Genomic DNA, 16,696 nt, shown 5'->3' on the forward strand with positions numbered 1-16,696 from the left:
CTGTCGGACTACCACCGCCGGGGGCAGCTGTCCTTCGCGCCGCCGGGGCACAAACAGGCGCGGGGGGCCGATCCGGCGGTGCGGGAGGTGCTGGGGGACGCGGTCTTCCTGGGGGACGTGCTGGCGTCGGGCGCTCTGGACGACCGGCTGACCCGGGGGCGGGTGCTGGAGCGGGCCGAGGAGCTGATGGCCGACGCCGTGCGCGCCGACCACACCTTCTTCACCACATGCGGGAGTTCCCTGTCCGTGAAGGCGGCGATGCTGGCCGTCGCGGGTCCGCACGAGAAGCTGCTGATCGGGCGGGACGCCCACAAGTCGGTGGTGTCGGGGCTGATCCTGTCCGGGATCGAGCCGGTCTGGGTCGAACCGCGGTGGGACGCCGAACGGCATCTCGCGCACCCGCCGTCCGCCGGGGAGTACGAGCAGGCCTTCGAGGCCCACCCGGACGCGAAGGGCGCCCTGGTCACCAGCCCGACCCCGTACGGCACCTGTGCGGCTCTCGCGGACATCGCCGAGGTGTGCCACCGCCGTTCGGTCCCGCTGATCGTGGACGAGGCGTGGGGCGCGCACCTGCCCTTCCATCCCGATCTGCCGTCCTGGGCGATGGACGCGGGCGCGGACATCTGCGTGACCAGCATCCACAAGATGGGCAGCGGCCTGGAGCAGGGGTCCGTCTTCCATCTGCGGGGCGATCTGGTGCCGCCGGACCTGCTGAAGATGCGCGCCGACCTGCTGGGCACCACCAGTCCCTCGGTGCTGCTGTACGCCGGTCTGGACGGATGGCGCCGCCAGATGGCGCTGCGGGGCAAGGAGTTGATGGGCGGTGCGCTGGATCTCGCGGCCAGCGTCCGCGCCGCGATCGAGGAGATCGACGGGTTGCACGTCAACGACCGCGACGACTTCTGCGGGCCTGGCCTCGCCGACGATCTCGACCCGCTGCCCGGCGTCATCGATCTCTCCGAGCTCGGCGTCTCCGGATTCCAGGCCGCGGACTGGCTGCACGAGCACCGGCACATCGACGCCCATCTCAACGACCACCGGCGCATCGGGATGCAGATCACCCACGGCGACGACGAGGAGACGGCCGGCGAGTTGCTCGCGGCGCTGCGGGATCTCTCCCGGGCCGCGCCGGAGTTGGCCCCGGCCCCGCGGGTACAGGTCCCACCGCCGTCCGAGCTGCGGATGGAGCAGGCGAGGCTCCCCCGGGACGCGTTCTTCGGTCCGGCCGAGAACGTCCCGGTCGGCCGGGCCGCCGGTCGGATCGCGGCCGAGATGATCACGCCGTATCCGCCGGGGATCCCGGCCGTGCTGCCCGGTGAGCTGCTGACCGAGCCCGTGCTGGAGTATCTGCGCAGCGGGCTGGCCGCGGGCATGAACCTGCCCGATCCGGCCGACGCGAAGCTGGAGACGATCAGGGTGGTAAACGCGGCCGCGGAGTGAAACCGGTCACGCACCCTGGATTCGATTGCGCGAAATCGCCATGGATGGTTTACGGTTCATCCATACGTGGTGACGGGGTCGACACACCGTCCTCCGACACCGCCTCTGACTGCCCTGGCTGGCCTCCCCCGTCCAGCCAGGGCTTTTTCATGCCCTGGCGCAGATCTCCACATCCGCCGAGGTGCCCCGGACGGCGGCAGCCGCTGAAATGGGCGTAGGCACAACCACCGGAATCCATCGCCGGCGAGGAGCCCCGCGTCATGACCAAAGCGATCAAACTGCTGAACGCCCTGCCGCAGCCGCAGCGCCAGAGCCTGATGACGCTCGCCCGGGAGGTCTCCTTCCCCGAGGACTCCCACATCTTCGAGGCGGGCGGCACGGCCGACCGCTTCTGGGTCATCCGCTCCGGCGCGGTCTCGCTGACCCAGCAGGTGACCAGTCACCACCGGGTCACCGTCGCCGGTCTCGGCTCGGGCGACCTGCTCGGCTGGTCCTGGCTGTTCCCGCCGTACCGGTGGGACTTCGGCGCGGAGGCCTTCAGCCCGGTGCGGGCCTACGAGTTCGACGCGGCGGCGGTGCTGCGGCTGTGCGAGGAGGACCGGCAGCTCGGGATGATCCTGGTCCGCAGCGTCGCCGAGATCCTCGCCCACCGTCTGGAGACGACCCGGGGCAAGCTCATGGAGCAGTACGGCTCGCACCGCAGGGGGGTGCTGTAGGGCTCAGATCCGGTAGCGGCGCAGCGCCGGCACGGCGAGGGCCAGGGTCAGCATGACGACGACGACCAGGATGCCGCCGCCGGCGACCGCGGCGCGGGCGCCGAAGACCGAGCCGGCGGTGCCGTGCAGGACGTCGGCGAGGCGGGGGCCGCCCGCGACGACGACGGTGAAGACGCCCTGCATCCGGCCGCGCATCTCGTCGGTGGCGGCGGAGAGCAGGATCGCCCCGCGGAAGACCATCGAGACCATGTCGGCCACCCCGGCTGCGGCCAGGAACACCACCGCGAGCCAGAGACTGCCGCTCAGCCCGAACCCGGTGATGGCCACGCCCCAGGCGACGACCGCGCCGATGACCATCCAGCCGTGCCGGCGCGCCCGCGAGAACGTGCCGGAGAACAGCCCGCCGGCCACCGCGCCGATCGGGATGGCGGCGAACAGCAGACCCAGCGCGAGCCCCTCACCGTACGGGGCGTAGGTCTCGGAGGCGAGCTGCGGGAACAGGGCCCGGGGCATGCCGAGGACCATGGCGACGATGTCCGCGAGGAAGGACAGGAGCAGCACCTTGTGCGCCGATATGTACCGGAAGCCCTCGGCGATCTCGCGCACGCCCGCCCGGCGCGCCGCCGAGCCGGCGAGCGGCGGCAGGGAGGGCAGCCGGTACACCGCCCACACCGTGACGCACAGCGCCAGGGCGTCGATGAGGTACAGCTCCGGCAGCCCGATCACCGGGATCAGGACACCCGCGAGCAGCGGGCCCATCACCTGGCCGGTCTGCATGACCGTCGAGCCGAGGGCGTTGGCGGCGGGCAGCTGGTCCCCGGGCACCAGACGGGCGATGGAGGCGTTGCGGGCCGGGGAGTTGAGGCCCCAGAACGCCTGCTGCACCGCGAGCAGAACCATGAGGACCGCCACCGAGCCGAGCCCGCTGATCGCCTGGAGCCAGAACAGCACCGAGGTGACGGCGATGCCCGTGTTGGTGATCAGGAGCAGCTTGCGGCGGTCCATGCTGTCCGCGACCGCGCCGCCCCACAGCGCGAACACGATCAGCGGCAGCAGTCCGGCCATGCTCGCGGCGCCGACCCAGGCCGAGGAGCCGGTGATGTCGTAGATCTGCTTGGGCACCGCGACCGCGGTGAGCTGGCTGCCGACGGCCGTGACGATGGTCGAGGTCCACAGCCGGCGGTAGGCCGGGATGCGCAGCGGGCGGGTGTCCATCGCCCAGCGACGCCAGCCGCGGCGGGGTGGCGGTGCCTCGTCCGCGGCCTCGGTTCTCGGTTCGGTGCTGCTCTCGCCGGTGTCCACGCGATTCCTGGTTGCTCGATACATCTAACGGGTCCGGGGTTCACTATCCCAGCACCGCCCAGGAGTTCGGGACGTGGTGTCTCAGCCTTCGGTACGCGCGCTCGGCGTTCTCATGCCCCGGCCACGAGCGTGAGGCCCAGGGCGATCATCGTCGTGGCGACCAGTCCGTCGAGGACCCGCCAGGCGGCCGGCCTGGCCAGGAAGCGGCTGAGCAGCCGGGCGCCGAAGCCGAGCGCGGCGAACCAGCACAGGCTCGCGAGCACGGCGCCCAGGCCGAAGGTCCAGCGCAGCGGGCCGCGGTCGGCGGCGATGGAGCCGAGCAGGAACACGGTGTCGAGGTAGACGTGCGGGTTGAGCCAGGTCATCGCCAGACAGGTCAGTACCGCCCGCCTGCGGGAGCCCGCCGCCTCGCCCTCCGCCCTCAGGCCCGACTCCCCCGGCCTGAGGACCCGGCGGGCGGCCAGGACGCCGTAGCAGAGCAGGAAGCCGCCGCCGATCCAGCCGACCAGGGTCAGCGCACCGGGCCAGGCGACCACCACCGCCCCGACCCCGCCGACGCCCAGGGCGATGAGCACGGCGTCGGACAGGGCGCAGATGCCGACCACGGCGAGGACCGCGTCACGGCGGATCCCCTGGCGCAGGACGAAGGCGTTCTGGGCGCCGATGGCGACGATGAGGGAGAGACCGGTGCCGAAACCCGCGGCAGCGGCGGACAGAGAGGCTGGCATGAATGCGACGGTACGCAGACGATCACCGCGCGTACAGCTAAAGATTCTTACCTATCATTAGCTGTCGTGATGATGACGGAGCTTCCCCTGGATCAGGTGCGGACGTTGCTCGCGGTGGTCGACGAGGGCACCTTCGATGCCGCCGCGGCGGCCCTGCACGTGACTCCCTCGGCGGTGAGCCAGCGGGTGAAGGCGCTGGAGCAGCGCACCGGTCGGGTGCTGCTGGTGCGCACGAAACCGGTGCGGGCGACCGAGTCGGGCGAGGTGGTGGTGCGGTTCGCGCGGCAGCTGGCGCGCCTGGAGCGGGACGCGCTCGCCGAGCTGGGGCTGCCGGGCGAGGGCGAGGTCACGCGGGTCTCGGTCGCGGTCAACGCGGACTCGCTGGCGACGTGGTTCCTCGATGCGCTGGCGCGGGTCCCCGAGCGGGAGCGGCTCTGCTTCGAGCTGCGGCGCGAGGACGAGACGCGGACGGCGGAGTTGCTGCGCGAGGGGGTGGTGATGGCGGCGGTGACGTCCTCGGCGCAGGCGGTGGCGGGGTGTTCCGTACGGCCGCTCGGGCGGATGCGGTATCTCGCGGCGGCGAGTCCGGAGTTCGCCTCGCGCCATCTCGGCGGCCCCCTGCGGGACGGGCTCGCCCGGGCGCCGGTGGTGACGTTCGACCGGAGCGACGACATCCAGGACGGGTTCGTGCGCGGGCTGGGGCGCGGCGGGGCGAGCCCGGTGCGGCACGCGGTACCCACGTCGGAGGGGTTCGTGGAGTCGGTCGCCCTGGGGCTGGGATGGGGCATGGTGCCGGAGACGCAGGCCGGGGAACTGCTCCGCGAGGGGCGGCTGATCGCCCTGGCGCCGGACCGGCCGGTCGACGTCCCGCTGTACTGGCAGCAGTGGAAGCTGGACTCGCCCGCACTGGCCGCGCTCGCCGAGGCGGTGGCCGCGGCGGCGTCAGCGAACCTGCGCTGACCCGACGGCCCCCAGCTGTCGCTCCACGCTGTCCAGGAACATGTCCAGGGCGGTCGGATAGGCGCTGGTGACCATGCGGGGCGCCAGCAGGGGTGCCGCCTCGGCGATGCGCGGGTAGCGGTCGTCCGGCAGATGGGCGTACGTCGAGCGCCACTGGTCCTCGTCCGCGCGCAGTGCCGCGCTCGGCAGGGCCAGGGAAGCCGCGTCCAGGGCCGCGAAGGCCAGCGTCTGGTCGATGAAGGCGTGGTAGACGCGCACGGTGTCGGGCAGCGGCAGGCCGGCCGTGCGCAGGATGTCCAGCACCGCCTCGTCCGCGGCCAGTTCGTTGGCCCGGCCGGTGACCCTGCTCGTGGTCAGGAGCGCGGCCTGGGGGTGCGCCACGTACGCGGTGTGGATGCGCAGCCCCACCTCGCGAAGGTCCCGCCGCCACTGCCCCGTCGGTTCCCAGCCCGCCATGGCCTGCCCGATCAGCGCGTCACCGATCGCCAGGGTCAGCTCGTCCATACCGCGGAAGTAGCGGTAGAGCGTGCTCGGGTCGGCGTCCAGGGCCAGGCCCAGACGGCGGGCGGTGAGGCCGGTGCTGCCGTGCTCCCGCAGCATCCGCAGGGCCGTCTCGACGATCAGCCGCTCGGAGAGCACGGTCCCGTTCCTGGTGGGCCTGCGCCGGCGGCGTTTCTCCTCGGGGACCACGGGCTTCGGCATGACGGCCTCCTTATGCCAACGCCATTGACCTTAAACGACCGCACGGCGTTGTATCTCGCCAGGGGCCCCGCACATCTGCGACCTTCCACCCGTAAAGGAGTGATTTGTCATGCGTGTCCTGCTCGTGGGCGCCGGAGGCGTCGGCACCGCCATCACCCGGATCGCCGCCCGGCGGCCGTTCTTCGACGCCATGGTCGTCGCCGACTACGACCCCGCCCGCGCCGAGGCCGCGGTGACCGCGCTCGGCGACCGGGGCGGCCGGTTCCGCGCCGAACGCGTGGACGCGAGCGACGAGTCGGCCGTGACCGCCCTGCTGGAGCGGCATGGTTGCGACGTCCTGCTCAACGCCACCGACCCGCGGTTCGTGATGCCCCTGTTCCGGGCGGCGCGCGCCGCCGGGGCGACCTATGTCGACATGGCGATGTCACTGTCCCGTCCGCATCCCGAGCGGCCGTACCAGGAGTGCGGGGTCAAGCTCGGCGACGAGCAGTTCGCGCAGGCCGGGGAGTGGGAGAAGGCGGGCGCGCTCGCCCTGGTCGGCATGGGAGTGGAGCCGGGCCTGTCGGACGTCTTCGCCCGGTACGCGGCCGACGAACTGTTCGACGAGATCGAGGAGATCGGGGTCCGCGACGGGGCGAACCTCACCGTCGACGGCTATGACTTCGCCCCCTCCTTCAGCATCTGGACCACCATCGAGGAGTGCCTCAACCCGCCGGTGGTCTACGAGGCCGAGCGCGGCTGGTTCACGACGGAGCCCTTCAGCGAACCGGAGGTCTTCGACTTCCCCGAGGGCATCGGCCCGGTCGAGTGCGTGAACGTGGAGCACGAGGAGGTGCTGCTCGTCCCCCGCTGGGTCGGCGCCCGCCGCGTCACCTTCAAGTACGGCCTGGGCCGCGAGTTCGTCGAGACGCTGAGGACACTGCACCTGCTGGGCCTGGACCGCACCGAGCCGGTGACCGTGCCGGGCCCCGCCGGGCCGGTCGCGGTCTCGCCGCGGGACGTCGTGGCCGCCTGCCTGCCCGACCCGGCGACCCTGGGCGAGCGGATGCACGGCAAGACCTGCGCGGGCACCTGGGTGAAGGGCGTCAAGGGCGGTGCGCCGCGCGAGGTGTACCTCTACCACGTGGTCGACAACCAGTGGTCCATGGCGGAGTACGGCAGTCAGGCCGTGGTGTGGCAGACCGCGGTGAACCCGGTCGTCGCCCTCGAACTCCTCGCCGGCGGCGCCTGGTCCGGCACCGGAGTCCTCGGTCCGGAGGCCTTCCCGGCCCGCCCCTTCCTGGATCTGCTGACCGAGTACGGCTCCCCGTGGGGCCTGCGGGAGCAGTGACCGGGCGCGTCCCACAGGACCCGGTTGTTTCACCGCGCATCGACAGGTGACCCGAAAGCGAGTAAGGCATGCACGAGGGCACGTTCGACTTCGATCGCAGGTGACTTTTGATGGACAACTGGCGAACCCATGCCGCGTGCCGCAGCGAGGACCCGGATCTCTTCTTCCCGATCGGCACCACGGGCCCCGCGGTGGTCCAGACGGAGCAGGCCAAGTCCGTCTGCCGGCGCTGCCCCGTCCAGGAGCAGTGTCTGGAATGGGCCCTGGACACGGGACAGAGCATCGGCGTCTGGGGCGGCACCAGCGAGACCGAACGCCGGGCACTCGCCCGGCGCGCGGCCGCCGCGCGCAGAAGGTCCGGCTGAGGGGTGGACGCTGAACGGGCCCGGCCTGCCGGGCCCGTTCAGCGTCCACCGGTGCGGCGCAGCGGACCCCAGGGATGCTCCTGACGGGCCACCGCGGTGCGCGCCTCCTCGATCACCTGGGGGTCGATCCAGCACATCGGCCGGTGGGAGTGGTCGTACAGCCGCTCGTGACGGTCGGCCAGGCCCGCGAGCTCGGCGAGGGTCCGCACCACCGGCAGCCCGTCCGACGTACGACACGGTCATGTCGCGCCCTGTGGTTCCGAGGACGTCCGGAGTACTCGCACGTCACGAGGGAAATCAGGCGTCCGACCGGGGCCCCGGGCCACCGGGCAGCCGCAGGGTGAAGACGCTGCCGGTGCCGGGCTCGCTGCGCGCGGCCACCGTGCCGCCGTGGGCCGCGACCAGGTGCCGGACGATGGGCAACCCCAGGCCCGAGCCGCCGGTCCGCCGGCTGCGGGACTTCTCCGCGCGCCAGAACCGTTCGAAGACGTGCGCCAGGTCGCCCGGCGCGATGCCGGTGCCGGTGTCGGCGACCTCCAGGGCGATGTCGTCCCCGTCCCTTCGCGCGGACAGGGTGACCCGGCCGCCGGGCGGGGTGTGGCGCAGCGCGTTGGAGACCAGGTTGCCGAGGGCCTGCCGCATGCGGACCGGGTCGGCGTCCAGCCAGATGTCCCCGTCGGCGTCGGCGCGCAGCTCGACCCGGGCCGCGTCCGCGGCGACACGGTGGGCCGCGGCGACCTGCTGGAGGAGTTCGTCGCAGCGGACGGGCTCCCGGTGCAGGCGCAGGGTGCCGGCGTCGGCGTCCGCGAGGTCCTGGAGGTCGTCGATGACGCGCTGGAGGACGAGGGCCTCGTCGTGCAGGGAGGCGAGCAGGACGGGGTCGGGGTCGACCACCCCGTCCCTGGTGACCTCCAGCCAGCCGCGGATGTTGGTGAGCGGGCTGCGCAGTTCGTGGGCGATGTCGCTGACCATCGCCTTGCGCTGGGCCTCCAGGCGCTCGCGGCGTTCGGTCAGGTCGTTGAAGGCGACGGCGAGGATGCCGGTCTCGTCCCGGGTGGTGACCGGGACACGCACATGGAGTTCGGGCGGCTGCTGGGCCGCGGCGGTGAGTGCGCGCAGCGGCCGCACCAGCCGGGTGGCGACCAGGGCCGTCGCGGCGACGGTGACGGCGAGCACGAGAGACGCGGTGCCGACGACCTTGGCCTTGTTGGCCGGGGACATGTCGAACAGCACGGCCGGCGTGTCCCCGGTGCCCAGGAAGAGTTCGGCCACCGGCGCCACGTACGGGTCGAGCTGGGCGCGACGGGCCCGGTCGAGGCAGGGCTGGGCCAGGCGCGCCTCCTTGTCGCCGAGCTTGCCCGGCATGAGGTCGCGCACGTCCACCCCGTCCGGTCCGCTGCTGAGCAGGGCGGTGTACCCGGCGTCCAGTCCCGCCTCGACCAGGCAGTTGCGGGCGAGCGCCCGCAGCGCCTTCGTCGCCCTTTCCTCCGTCGGGGTGGGTGTGTTGAGCCTTCCGTCCGCGCAGGCGTCGGGCACAAGGGCGGGCGTGGCACCGCTGTCCGGATCGACGAGGACCGTCCGCCCGCTCGGTGTGTGGCGCAGGTCGGCCTCCACCCCGTGCTGGGAGAAGCAGAGCCTGCGTTGGTCGGCCAGGGCTGCGACCTTGCGGCGTTCCGCCCCGGTGAGCCGGTACGGGCCCACGGCACGCGGGTCGATGCCGGGGACCTGCGCGCCGCGCTCGCTGTAGGTGTCGATGTGCAGGGGGTCGACACTGGCGGCCGCGCTCGGCGGCAGGGAGGTGCCGGGCGGGGCGGAGTCGGCGATGATCCGGCGGTCCGAGGTGGTCAGGGCGATCCGGCGGCCGGTCCTGGCCGACAGCTCCTTGATGGTCCGCGCCGCTTCGGACCAGTCCGGGTGGGTCGCCGCGTACCCGCTGAGCTCGGCGAGGACGTCCATGTCGTCGGCGAGGGCCTGGCCCTGCTCCTCGCGCAGGGCCTGGGTGGTGGTGGCCACGGCCAGCCAGGCCGTCGCGGCCACCGAGCACACGGCGATGAGCCCGGACGTGATCAGCAGGCGGACCAGCAGCCGCTTGTGCAGGGGTATCCGCGTACTCATCCGCGGCCGCCGCTGAGCTTGTAGCCCACGCCGAACACCGTGACCAGCCGCACCGGCCGGCGCGGATCGGCCTCGGTCTTGCGGCGCAGGTTCATGATGTGCACGTCCACGGCCCGTTCGGTGGAGGCCCGGTCGGTGCCCCGGGTGACCTCCAGCAACTGCCGCCGCGAGAAGACCCGTTCGGGTTCGGCCGCCATGGCCAGCAGGATCTCGAACTCGGCCGGGGTGCACTCCACGAGCGCCCCCTCGCACCGCACCTCATGCCGTACGGGATCGACGGCGAGGCCCGCGGCGCGTACGACGGGGTCCTCGCGCCGGTCACCCACGGCACCCCGGCCGCTGCGCCGGAGGACGGTCCGGATACGGGCCATCAGTTCCCGCGGGCTGTACGGCTTGGTCATGTAGTCGTCGGCGCCCAGTTCCAGGCCGATCAGGATGTCGTCCTCGTCGGACCGCGCGGTGAGCATCACCACGGGGATGTCCGCGTCGCGGAGCACCCGGCACACGCCGAAGCCGTCGATCACCGGCAGCATGAGGTCCAGGACGACGAGGTCGGGGGCGAGTCGCCGGGCGGCGTCCAGGGCGGCCCCGCCGTCGTGGACCACGGTGGCGATGTGGCCCTCCGCGAGCAGGGACCGCCGTATGAGTTCGGCCTGCATCTCGTCGTCCTCGGCGACCAGCACATGTGCGCACACCCGGCGGATCCTAAGCGTTCAGCGGTTCAGGGACTTGGCGTCGCCCATGACGACGACGGGGTGGAGGTCGGGGTCCAGGGTGCGGAGCAGCTCCTTCATGTGCGTCTCGGCGATGCTCACACAGCCGTGGGTGGGGCCGCCGTGGTCGACGTGCAGCCATATCCCGCCGCCGCGGCCCGCCCCGAGCGGCCGTGTCCAGTCCAGCGGTGAAGTGCCGGGCCGGCGGTTGTAGTCGATGGCGATCACGTAGTCGAAGGACCCGGCCAGCGGCTCGCCCTCGAAGCCGGTGCCGGATGCGGTGAAGCCGGTCCCGTGGTCGTACGGCAGCCGGGTGCCGGGGTTCTTCAGCAGTCCTCCGGCGTCCGTGAGGCTGTACACGCCGATCGGTGAGCGCAGGTCGCCGGCCGTGTGGTGGTCGCTCCAGCCCTTGAGGGCGTTGTGCGCGGGCCAACTCGCCCCGGCCCGCCAGCCGGCCTCGGTGCGTTCGTAGAGCACCACGGTGGACACCGGCGAGTCGCGGCCCCGCCCGGTGACCACGACGGCCTGCCGGGCGTCGGCCGGGACACTCGCCCACGTCCTCGGGCCGAGGCCGGGTATCTGCTGGGGGGCGACCTCGATGGAGATCTCCGGCGAGGGAGTGCTCGTGGCGGGCTCCCGGGACGGGCCGGGTACGCTCTGCATGCCGGCCACGGCACCGCCGCCGCATCCCGAGAGGAACAGGGACGCGGCCAGCAGGGTGACATGGGTTCTGCGTGTGATCATGCTGCGACTCTGGCCGACAGTTTTGAGGAACTCGTCAGGATCTAGGGACGGTTCGGCTTGCCCGGCGTGTCCAGCCAGGTCCGGAACAAGCCGTCCAGGTCCTTGCCCGACACCCGCTCGGCGAGCCGCTCGAACTGCGCGGTGGTGCCGTGGCCGTGGCGGTGTCCGGACGCCCAGGCGCGCAGGATCAGCAGGAACGCCCGGTCGCCGACGGCCGTGCGCAGGGCGTGCAGGGTCATCGCGCCGCGGGCGTAGACCGGGGTGCCGAAGATGTTGGCCCCGCTGCCGGGGTTGCCGGGCGGGAACTCCCACAGCTCGTCGCTCGCGGGCTTCGCGTAGAGCTCGTCGAAGCTCTTCTGCGCGCTGTCGCCGCCGTGCTGCTCGGTGTAGAGCCACTCCGCGTAGGTGGCGAAGCCCTCGTTGAGCCAGATGTCCTTCCAGGAGGTGAGCGAGACGGAGTCGCCGAACCACTGGTGGGCGTTCTCGTGGACGAGGGTGCTCAGGTCGGGTGCGCGGTCGTAGACCGGACGGGACTGGGTTTCCAGCGCGTAGCCCACGTTCGGGGCGTGGTCCACGATCGACCCGGCGGCCCGGAACGGGTAGGGCCCGAACAGCTTGCTCTCCCACTCCAGGACGGAGGGCAGCTTCCTGAGCACCGGCGCCGCCGCGGCGGCCTCGCGGGAGTCGACGGCGTTGTAGACGCGGATGCCGTTCCTGGTGGTGAACTGCTCCACCTTGAACTTGCCGACGGTCGCGGTGGCCAGGTAGGCGGCCATGGGCTCGCTCTGGCGCCAGCGGAACGTGGTCCTGCCGTGCTTGGTCCGCTGGGAAAGGAGGACGCCGTTGGCGACCGCGGTGCGCCCCTGGGGGACGGTGATCGTGAAGTCGTACGACGACTTGTCCGTGGGGTGGTTGTTGGCCGGGAACCAGTTCATCGCGCCCTGCGGTTCCCCGGCGACGAAGGCTCCGTCGTCGGTGGGGATCCAGCCGTCGAGCGAGCCGTCCGGGTCGGTGACCGGGGCGGGCTTCCCCTGGTAGGTCACCGTGATGGTGAATCGTTCCCCCTTGCGCAGGGCGCGCCGCGGGGTGACGACGAGTTCCTGTCCCGAGCGGCGGAATCCGGCCTTGGCGCGACCGACCGTCAGGCCCGTGACGGTCAGCCCCTTGAAGTCGAGGTCGAAGCGGGTCAGACGCTGGGTGGCGCGGGCGGTGAGGACCGCCTTGCCGTCGAGGTGACGGCTGCCGGTGTCGTAACGGAGTGTCAGGTCGTAGTGGCCGACGTGGTATCCGCCGTTCCCGGCGAGCGGGAAGTAGGGGTCGCCGGCTCCGGCGGAGCCCGTCGGCGAGGGCGCGGCGGCCCCCAGCAGAGCGGCGAGGGCGACGGGGGTGGTGACGAGGACGAAGGTGCGTCTGACGGCCTTCGGCACGTGCTCTCCTACAGGTCGGGGGGTGGACGACTGCTTCACACTAAAGGCCCCCTCCCCCGCAACTCACCCTTGATCGGGTCAAGTCCCGGCGAGCCGCGCAGTACGCTCCGACGCACCCGCCCCTGCGTCGAGAGGCCGCCCGTGAGCGTGCGCATCCGCCGTGTCTACGAACCGCCCGAGCCCGCGGACGGCGTCCGCGTCCTGGTCGACCGGCTGTGGCCGCGCGGTCTGTCGAAGGAGGCGGCCCGCGTCGACGAGTGGCCCAAGGCGCTGACCCCGTCGACCGAGCTGCGCCGCTGGTACCACGCGGGCGAGGGCTCGTACGAGGAGTTCGCCGAGCGGTACGAGGCGGAGCTGGCCGATCCCGAGGCCGTCGAACTCCTCGACCGGGTGCGGGAGTTGACGCACCAGGGCGACGTGACCCTGCTGACCGCGTCGAAGACGCCGGAGCAGAGCCACGCCGCCGTGCTGGTGCGCCTGTTGGAGTCCTAGGACACTCCTCGGGGTGGGTGGCCGTCGCCGCGGTGCCAGGGCGTGTTGCAAAAGTGGCGACTGCCGCGCGACGCCCGGCACGCTCCCCCAGAGGGGCCCCACTCACCGAACCACCCGAAAGCCGGAGTACGCCCGGCACGAGGGCTTCCGGGCGGCACGCCGAGAGCACGCACCGGACGCCGCGCGGCCGTCCTGCGGGCGACGACGCCAGTGCCGCAACCGGCCCTAGCCGACCTGCTTCGCCGCCGCCCGTCCCGCCGCGCGTCCCGAGAAGAGGCAGCCGCCGAGGAAAGTGCCCTCCAGCGCGTTGTAACCGTGGACGCCGCCTCCGCCGAAGCCGGCGACCTCGCCCGCCGCGTAGAGCCCTTCGAGGGGCTTGCCGTCGGCGCCCAGGGCGCGGGAGTCGAGGTCGGTCTGGATGCCGCCGAGGGTCTTGCGGGTCAGGATGTGCAGCTTGACGCCGATGAGGGGCCCGGCTTCCGGGTCGAGGATGCGGTGCGGGGTGGCGACCCGGCCCAGGCGGTCGCCGATGTAGCGGCGGGCGTTGCGGATGCCCTGCACCTGGGCGTCCTTGCTGTAGGAGTTGGCGATCTGGAGGTCGCGGGCCTCGATCTGGCGGCGGAGGGAAGCGGCGTCCAGGAGGGCCTTGTCGGTGAGCCCGTTCATCTTCTCGACCAGCTGCTCCAGGTTCGGGGCCGTGACGAAGTCCGCGCCCTTGCGCAGGAACGCGTCCACCGGCCCCGGGGCGCCCTTGCCGAGGACACGCTCCTTGAGGAAGCCCGCGCGGTCCTTGGCGGTGATGTCGGGGTTCTGCTCGGAGCCGGAGAGCGCGAACTCCTTCTCGATGATCTTCTGGGTGAGGATGAACCAGGAGTGGTCGTGCTCGGCGATGTCCTCGGTGGTGCGCAGGTGCCTGAGGGTGCTGAGGGTGTCGTAGCCGGGCAGGCACGGTTCGGGAAGCCGGCGGCCGAGCGCGTCGAACCACATGGAGGACGGGCCGGGCAGGATGCGGATGCCGTGGCCGGGCCAGATGGGGTCCCAGTTCTGCAGGCCCTCGGTGTAGTGCCACATGCGGTCGCGGTTGACCAGCCGGACGCCCGCGTCCGCGCTGATGTCGAGCATCCGTCCGTCGACGTAGGCGGGGACGCCGGTGACCATCTCGGCGGGCGGGGTGCCGAGCCGCTCGGGCCAGTAGCGGCGGACGATGTCGTGGTTGGCGCCGATGCCGCCGGTGGTGACGACCACGGCCTGGGCGGTGAGCTCGAAGTCGCCGAGGCGCTCGCGGTTGGAGGCGACTCCGCGCGGGGAGCGGTCCTCGGCCAGCACGGTTCCGCGCACCCCCCGGGCGGTGCCGTTCTCGACGACGAGCTCGTCCACCTGGTGGCGGTGGTGGAAGGTCAGCAGTCCGTCCCGCGCGGCCTGCTTGGCGTACCCGGCGAACGGCTCGACGACACCGGTGCCGGTGCCCCAGGCGACATGGAAGCGGGGCACGGAGTTGCCGTGCCCGTGGGCGGTGAGGTCGCCGCGCTCGGCCCAGCCGACGGTGGGCAGGAACTTGATGCCGTGCCCCTCCAGCCAGGGCCGCTTCTCCCCCGCCGCGAACTCGACGTAGGCGCGCGCCCAGCGCACCGCCCAGGAGTCCTCGTCGTCGACGCGGTCGAACTGCGCGCTGCCCTGCCAGTCGTTCCAGGCGAGGTCGAAGGAGTCCTTGATGCCGAGGCGGCGCTGCTCGGGGGAGTCGACGAGGAAGAGCCCGCCGAAGGACCAGAAGGCCTGGCCGCCGAGGTTGGCGGCGTTCTCCTGGTCGACCAGCGCGACCCTCCTGCCGCGGCTGGTGAGCTCGTGCGCGGCGACCAGGCCCGCGAGCCCCGCTCCGACGACGATGACGTCGGCATCCATGGCGACCGTCCCTTCCCTCATGCGGTGGTGTCGCTGCCGTCGGTGAGCAGCGCGGTGAGCAGTTGTTTCAGCCAGACCCGGGCGCGCTCCACGTCCCCGTCCAGCAGCAGTTGGACGGTGACCCCGTCGTAGGCGGCGACCACGGCGTGGGCGGCGCCCTCGACGTCGACGAGCACGGCGGGCAGTTCGGCGTGTCCACGCGTGCGTGCGAGGCGGTCGGCGATGGCGCGTCGGAGCCTGGCCCGGTGTTCGAGCAGGGTCCGGGCGACCTCGGGCGCGCGGGCGGCGTGCACCAGGAAGTCGGTCTTCACCAGGAGCCAGTCGCGGTCCAGGAGCAGTACCTCGGTGACGCGGTCGACGGCGGCCGGGACGTCGAGACCCGGGCCGTCGAGGGCGAGGGCCCCGGAGACCTGGTCGGCGATGAGGTCGGCGCGCTGCTGGTAGAGCGCGAAGAACAGCTCGTCCAGGCTGTCGAAGTTCGAGTAGAAGGCGCCGCGGCTGTATCCGGCGGCCTCGCAGACCTCCTCGATCGACACCCGGCCGAAGCCCTTGGCGGCGAACACCGCGAAGGCCGCGTCCAGGAGGTTGGCACGTGTGCGGACCCTGCGCCTGGTGACGCGCCTGGCCGTGTCCGGTGTCGCCATGTCCGGCCCTCCGTTCGATACGCGAATGTATCCGATACAGCGGTGTATCGAAAGAGCCGGGCGCCTGGCCCCGTCCCCTGAACCCTTCCATGGGAACAGATTTTCGATTCAGGAGTACGCTGGATTCATGACCGCGCACCTCCAGGGCTCCCTGTTCGACCAGAGCGACCAGCTCCGGCTCGGCCCGCTCGACGGGATCCGTCGTACCGTGCTGGCCCACGGCGCCTGGATCGACGTCCTGCCCGGATGGCTCGGCGGCTCGGACGCCCTGTTCGAGCAGCTCGCCGAGGAGGTGCCCTGGCGGGCGGAGCGCCGCACGATGTACGACCACGTCGTCGACGTCCCGCGTCTGCTCGCCTTCTACGGCGTGGACGACGAGCTGCCGCACCCCGTGCTCACCGAGGCGCGCGAAGCGCTCACCGCGCATTACGCCGACGAGCTCGGTGAGCCCTTCACCACCGCCGGGCTCTGCCACTACCGCGACGGCAGGGACAGCGTCGCCTGGCACGGCGACCGGGGCGGGCGGGGCGCGAGCCAGGACACCATGGTCGCGATCGTCTCCGTGGGCACCCCGCGCGACCTGCTGCTGCGGCCGGCCCGGGGTGGCGGCGAGACACTGCGGCGACCGCTGGGCCACGGCGACCTGATCGTGATGGGCGGCTCCTGCCAGCGCACCTGGGAGCACGCCGTACCGAAGTCCACGCGCGCGACAGGACCCCGCATCAGCATCCAGTTCCGCCCGCACGGGGTGCGCTGAGACGGCGAAAACGCCGGTGCGAGGCCAACCGGGGTGCCGAAACCGCGCCCGGAGCCGCGCGGGTCCTCTGCTGGGCGCCCGGCTCGGGGTGAGCGCTCGTCGCGGCGGCAGACGCAAGGCACCTGCGGTACCGCGGGCCGAACGGGAGAAGAACCGGTGCGCCGGACACCCCCGCACCCCGGGGCAGGCCGGAGGCCCGGAGTGGGGCCCTCTGCGAGCGCGCCCGGCCACGGGGTGTTGTGCGGCCGACGCACGAAGTCGGCTCCTGCGAGGGGCCGACGAGGGAAACGCCGGTGCGGCGGGCCAGGGGGACGAAACCGCTCCCCGGTCGGCGCGGGTTCGTGCGGCCCGCGCAAGACATC

The 16,696-nt window shown here is 72.4% G+C and carries 17 protein-coding genes; 7 read left to right on the plus strand and 10 right to left on the minus strand.

Annotation, left to right across the window (positions count from 1 at the left end; genetic code table 11):
• Both EHS43_RS06815 and EHS43_RS06820 read left to right on the plus strand, forming a co-directional pair.
• Complete coding sequence (locus EHS43_RS06815; RefSeq protein ID WP_125189627.1) at nucleotides 1–1,440, plus strand: aminotransferase class I/II-fold pyridoxal phosphate-dependent enzyme; 1,440 nt, start codon at nucleotides 1–3, stop codon at nucleotides 1,438–1,440.
• A 260-nt stretch (nucleotides 1,441–1,700) separates the two neighbouring features.
• Nucleotides 1,701–2,156: a cyclic nucleotide-binding domain-containing protein gene (locus EHS43_RS06820; RefSeq protein ID WP_125189628.1), complete on the plus strand. Its 456-nt coding sequence runs from the start codon at nucleotides 1,701–1,703 to the stop codon at nucleotides 2,154–2,156.
• A gap of 3 nt (nucleotides 2,157–2,159) precedes the next feature.
• On the opposite strand, the gene EHS43_RS06825 is transcribed toward EHS43_RS06820, so the two are convergent.
• Entirely contained in the window at nucleotides 2,160–3,458 is a 1,299-nt protein-coding gene (locus tag EHS43_RS06825) for an MFS transporter (RefSeq protein WP_185806140.1), read from the minus strand.
• Between the two features lie 110 nt (nucleotides 3,459–3,568).
• Entirely contained in the window at nucleotides 3,569–4,186 is a 618-nt protein-coding gene (locus tag EHS43_RS06830) for a LysE/ArgO family amino acid transporter (RefSeq protein ID WP_125189630.1), read from the minus strand.
• A 69-nt stretch (nucleotides 4,187–4,255) separates the two neighbouring features.
• Here EHS43_RS06830 and EHS43_RS06835 point away from each other — a divergent pair, with 69 nt between their 5' ends.
• Nucleotides 4,256–5,146, plus strand: coding sequence for a LysR family transcriptional regulator ArgP (locus EHS43_RS06835; protein ID WP_125189652.1), 891 nt, complete (start codon nucleotides 4,256–4,258; stop codon nucleotides 5,144–5,146).
• On the opposite strand, the gene EHS43_RS06840 is transcribed toward EHS43_RS06835, so the two are convergent.
• Nucleotides 5,129–5,848 carry a TetR/AcrR family transcriptional regulator gene (locus EHS43_RS06840; RefSeq protein WP_125189631.1) on the minus strand — a complete coding sequence of 240 codons (720 nt, stop codon included), beginning with the start codon at nucleotides 5,846–5,848 and terminating at the stop codon, nucleotides 5,129–5,131. The genes EHS43_RS06835 and EHS43_RS06840 overlap by 18 nt on opposite strands.
• Nucleotides 5,849–5,957: 109 nt before the next feature.
• On the opposite strand from EHS43_RS06840, the gene EHS43_RS06845 reads away from it, so the two are divergent.
• Both EHS43_RS06845 and EHS43_RS06850 read left to right on the plus strand, forming a co-directional pair.
• On the plus strand, nucleotides 5,958–7,178 hold the full coding sequence (locus EHS43_RS06845) for a saccharopine dehydrogenase family protein (RefSeq protein WP_125189632.1): 1,221 nt from the start codon (nucleotides 5,958–5,960) through the stop codon (nucleotides 7,176–7,178).
• Nucleotides 7,179–7,288: 110 nt separating this feature from the next.
• A complete protein-coding gene (locus EHS43_RS06850; RefSeq protein WP_125189633.1) occupies nucleotides 7,289–7,543 on the plus strand; it encodes a WhiB family transcriptional regulator in 255 nt (84 codons plus the stop codon).
• A 38-nt stretch (nucleotides 7,544–7,581) separates the two neighbouring features.
• On the opposite strand, the gene EHS43_RS06855 is transcribed toward EHS43_RS06850, so the two are convergent.
• The 5 genes from EHS43_RS06855 to EHS43_RS06875 all read right to left on the minus strand — a co-directional run bounded on the left by EHS43_RS06855 (nucleotide 7,582) and on the right by EHS43_RS06875 (nucleotide 12,542).
• A complete protein-coding gene (locus EHS43_RS06855; protein WP_260470421.1) occupies nucleotides 7,582–7,755 on the minus strand; it encodes a hypothetical protein in 174 nt (57 codons plus the stop codon).
• 85 nt (nucleotides 7,756–7,840) lie between these two features.
• On the minus strand, nucleotides 7,841–9,658 hold the full coding sequence (locus EHS43_RS06860) for a cell wall metabolism sensor histidine kinase WalK (protein ID WP_125189635.1): 1,818 nt from the start codon (nucleotides 9,656–9,658) through the stop codon (nucleotides 7,841–7,843).
• Entirely contained in the window at nucleotides 9,655–10,353 is a 699-nt protein-coding gene (locus tag EHS43_RS06865; RefSeq protein WP_125189636.1) for a response regulator transcription factor, read from the minus strand. The genes EHS43_RS06860 and EHS43_RS06865 overlap by 4 nt, the downstream gene beginning before the upstream one ends.
• An 18-nt stretch (nucleotides 10,354–10,371) precedes the next feature.
• Nucleotides 10,372–11,115, minus strand: a complete 744-nt coding sequence (locus EHS43_RS06870) for a L,D-transpeptidase family protein (protein WP_125189637.1) — start codon at nucleotides 11,113–11,115, stop codon at nucleotides 10,372–10,374.
• Nucleotides 11,116–11,156: 41 nt separating this feature from the next.
• A complete protein-coding gene (locus EHS43_RS06875) occupies nucleotides 11,157–12,542 on the minus strand; it encodes a M1 family metallopeptidase (RefSeq protein ID WP_125189638.1) in 1,386 nt (461 codons plus the stop codon).
• Nucleotides 12,543–12,683: 141 nt separating this feature from the next.
• Between EHS43_RS06875 and EHS43_RS06880 the strand changes: the two genes are divergently transcribed.
• Entirely contained in the window at nucleotides 12,684–13,034 is a 351-nt protein-coding gene (locus EHS43_RS06880) for a DUF488 domain-containing protein (RefSeq protein WP_125189639.1), read from the plus strand.
• A 225-nt stretch (nucleotides 13,035–13,259) separates the two neighbouring features.
• Here the strand turns inward: EHS43_RS06880 and EHS43_RS06885 are convergent, their stop codons facing one another.
• The gene (locus EHS43_RS06885) at nucleotides 13,260–14,933 is read right to left on the minus strand and encodes an FAD-binding dehydrogenase (protein ID WP_125189640.1); all 1,674 of its coding nucleotides are present in this window, start codon (nucleotides 14,931–14,933) and stop codon (nucleotides 13,260–13,262) included.
• 17 nt (nucleotides 14,934–14,950) lie between these two features.
• Entirely contained in the window at nucleotides 14,951–15,577 is a 627-nt protein-coding gene (locus EHS43_RS06890; protein ID WP_125189641.1) for a TetR/AcrR family transcriptional regulator, read from the minus strand.
• Between the two features lie 127 nt (nucleotides 15,578–15,704).
• Between EHS43_RS06890 and EHS43_RS06895 the strand changes: the two genes are divergently transcribed.
• On the plus strand, nucleotides 15,705–16,334 hold the full coding sequence (locus tag EHS43_RS06895; RefSeq protein WP_125189642.1) for an alpha-ketoglutarate-dependent dioxygenase AlkB: 630 nt from the start codon (nucleotides 15,705–15,707) through the stop codon (nucleotides 16,332–16,334).
• The last annotated feature ends 362 nt before the right edge of the window (nucleotides 16,335–16,696 follow it).

Source organism: Streptomyces sp. RP5T (genome assembly GCF_003933965.1).
In the GTDB taxonomy this organism is placed as follows: Bacteria; Actinomycetota; Actinomycetes; order Streptomycetales; family Streptomycetaceae; genus Streptomyces.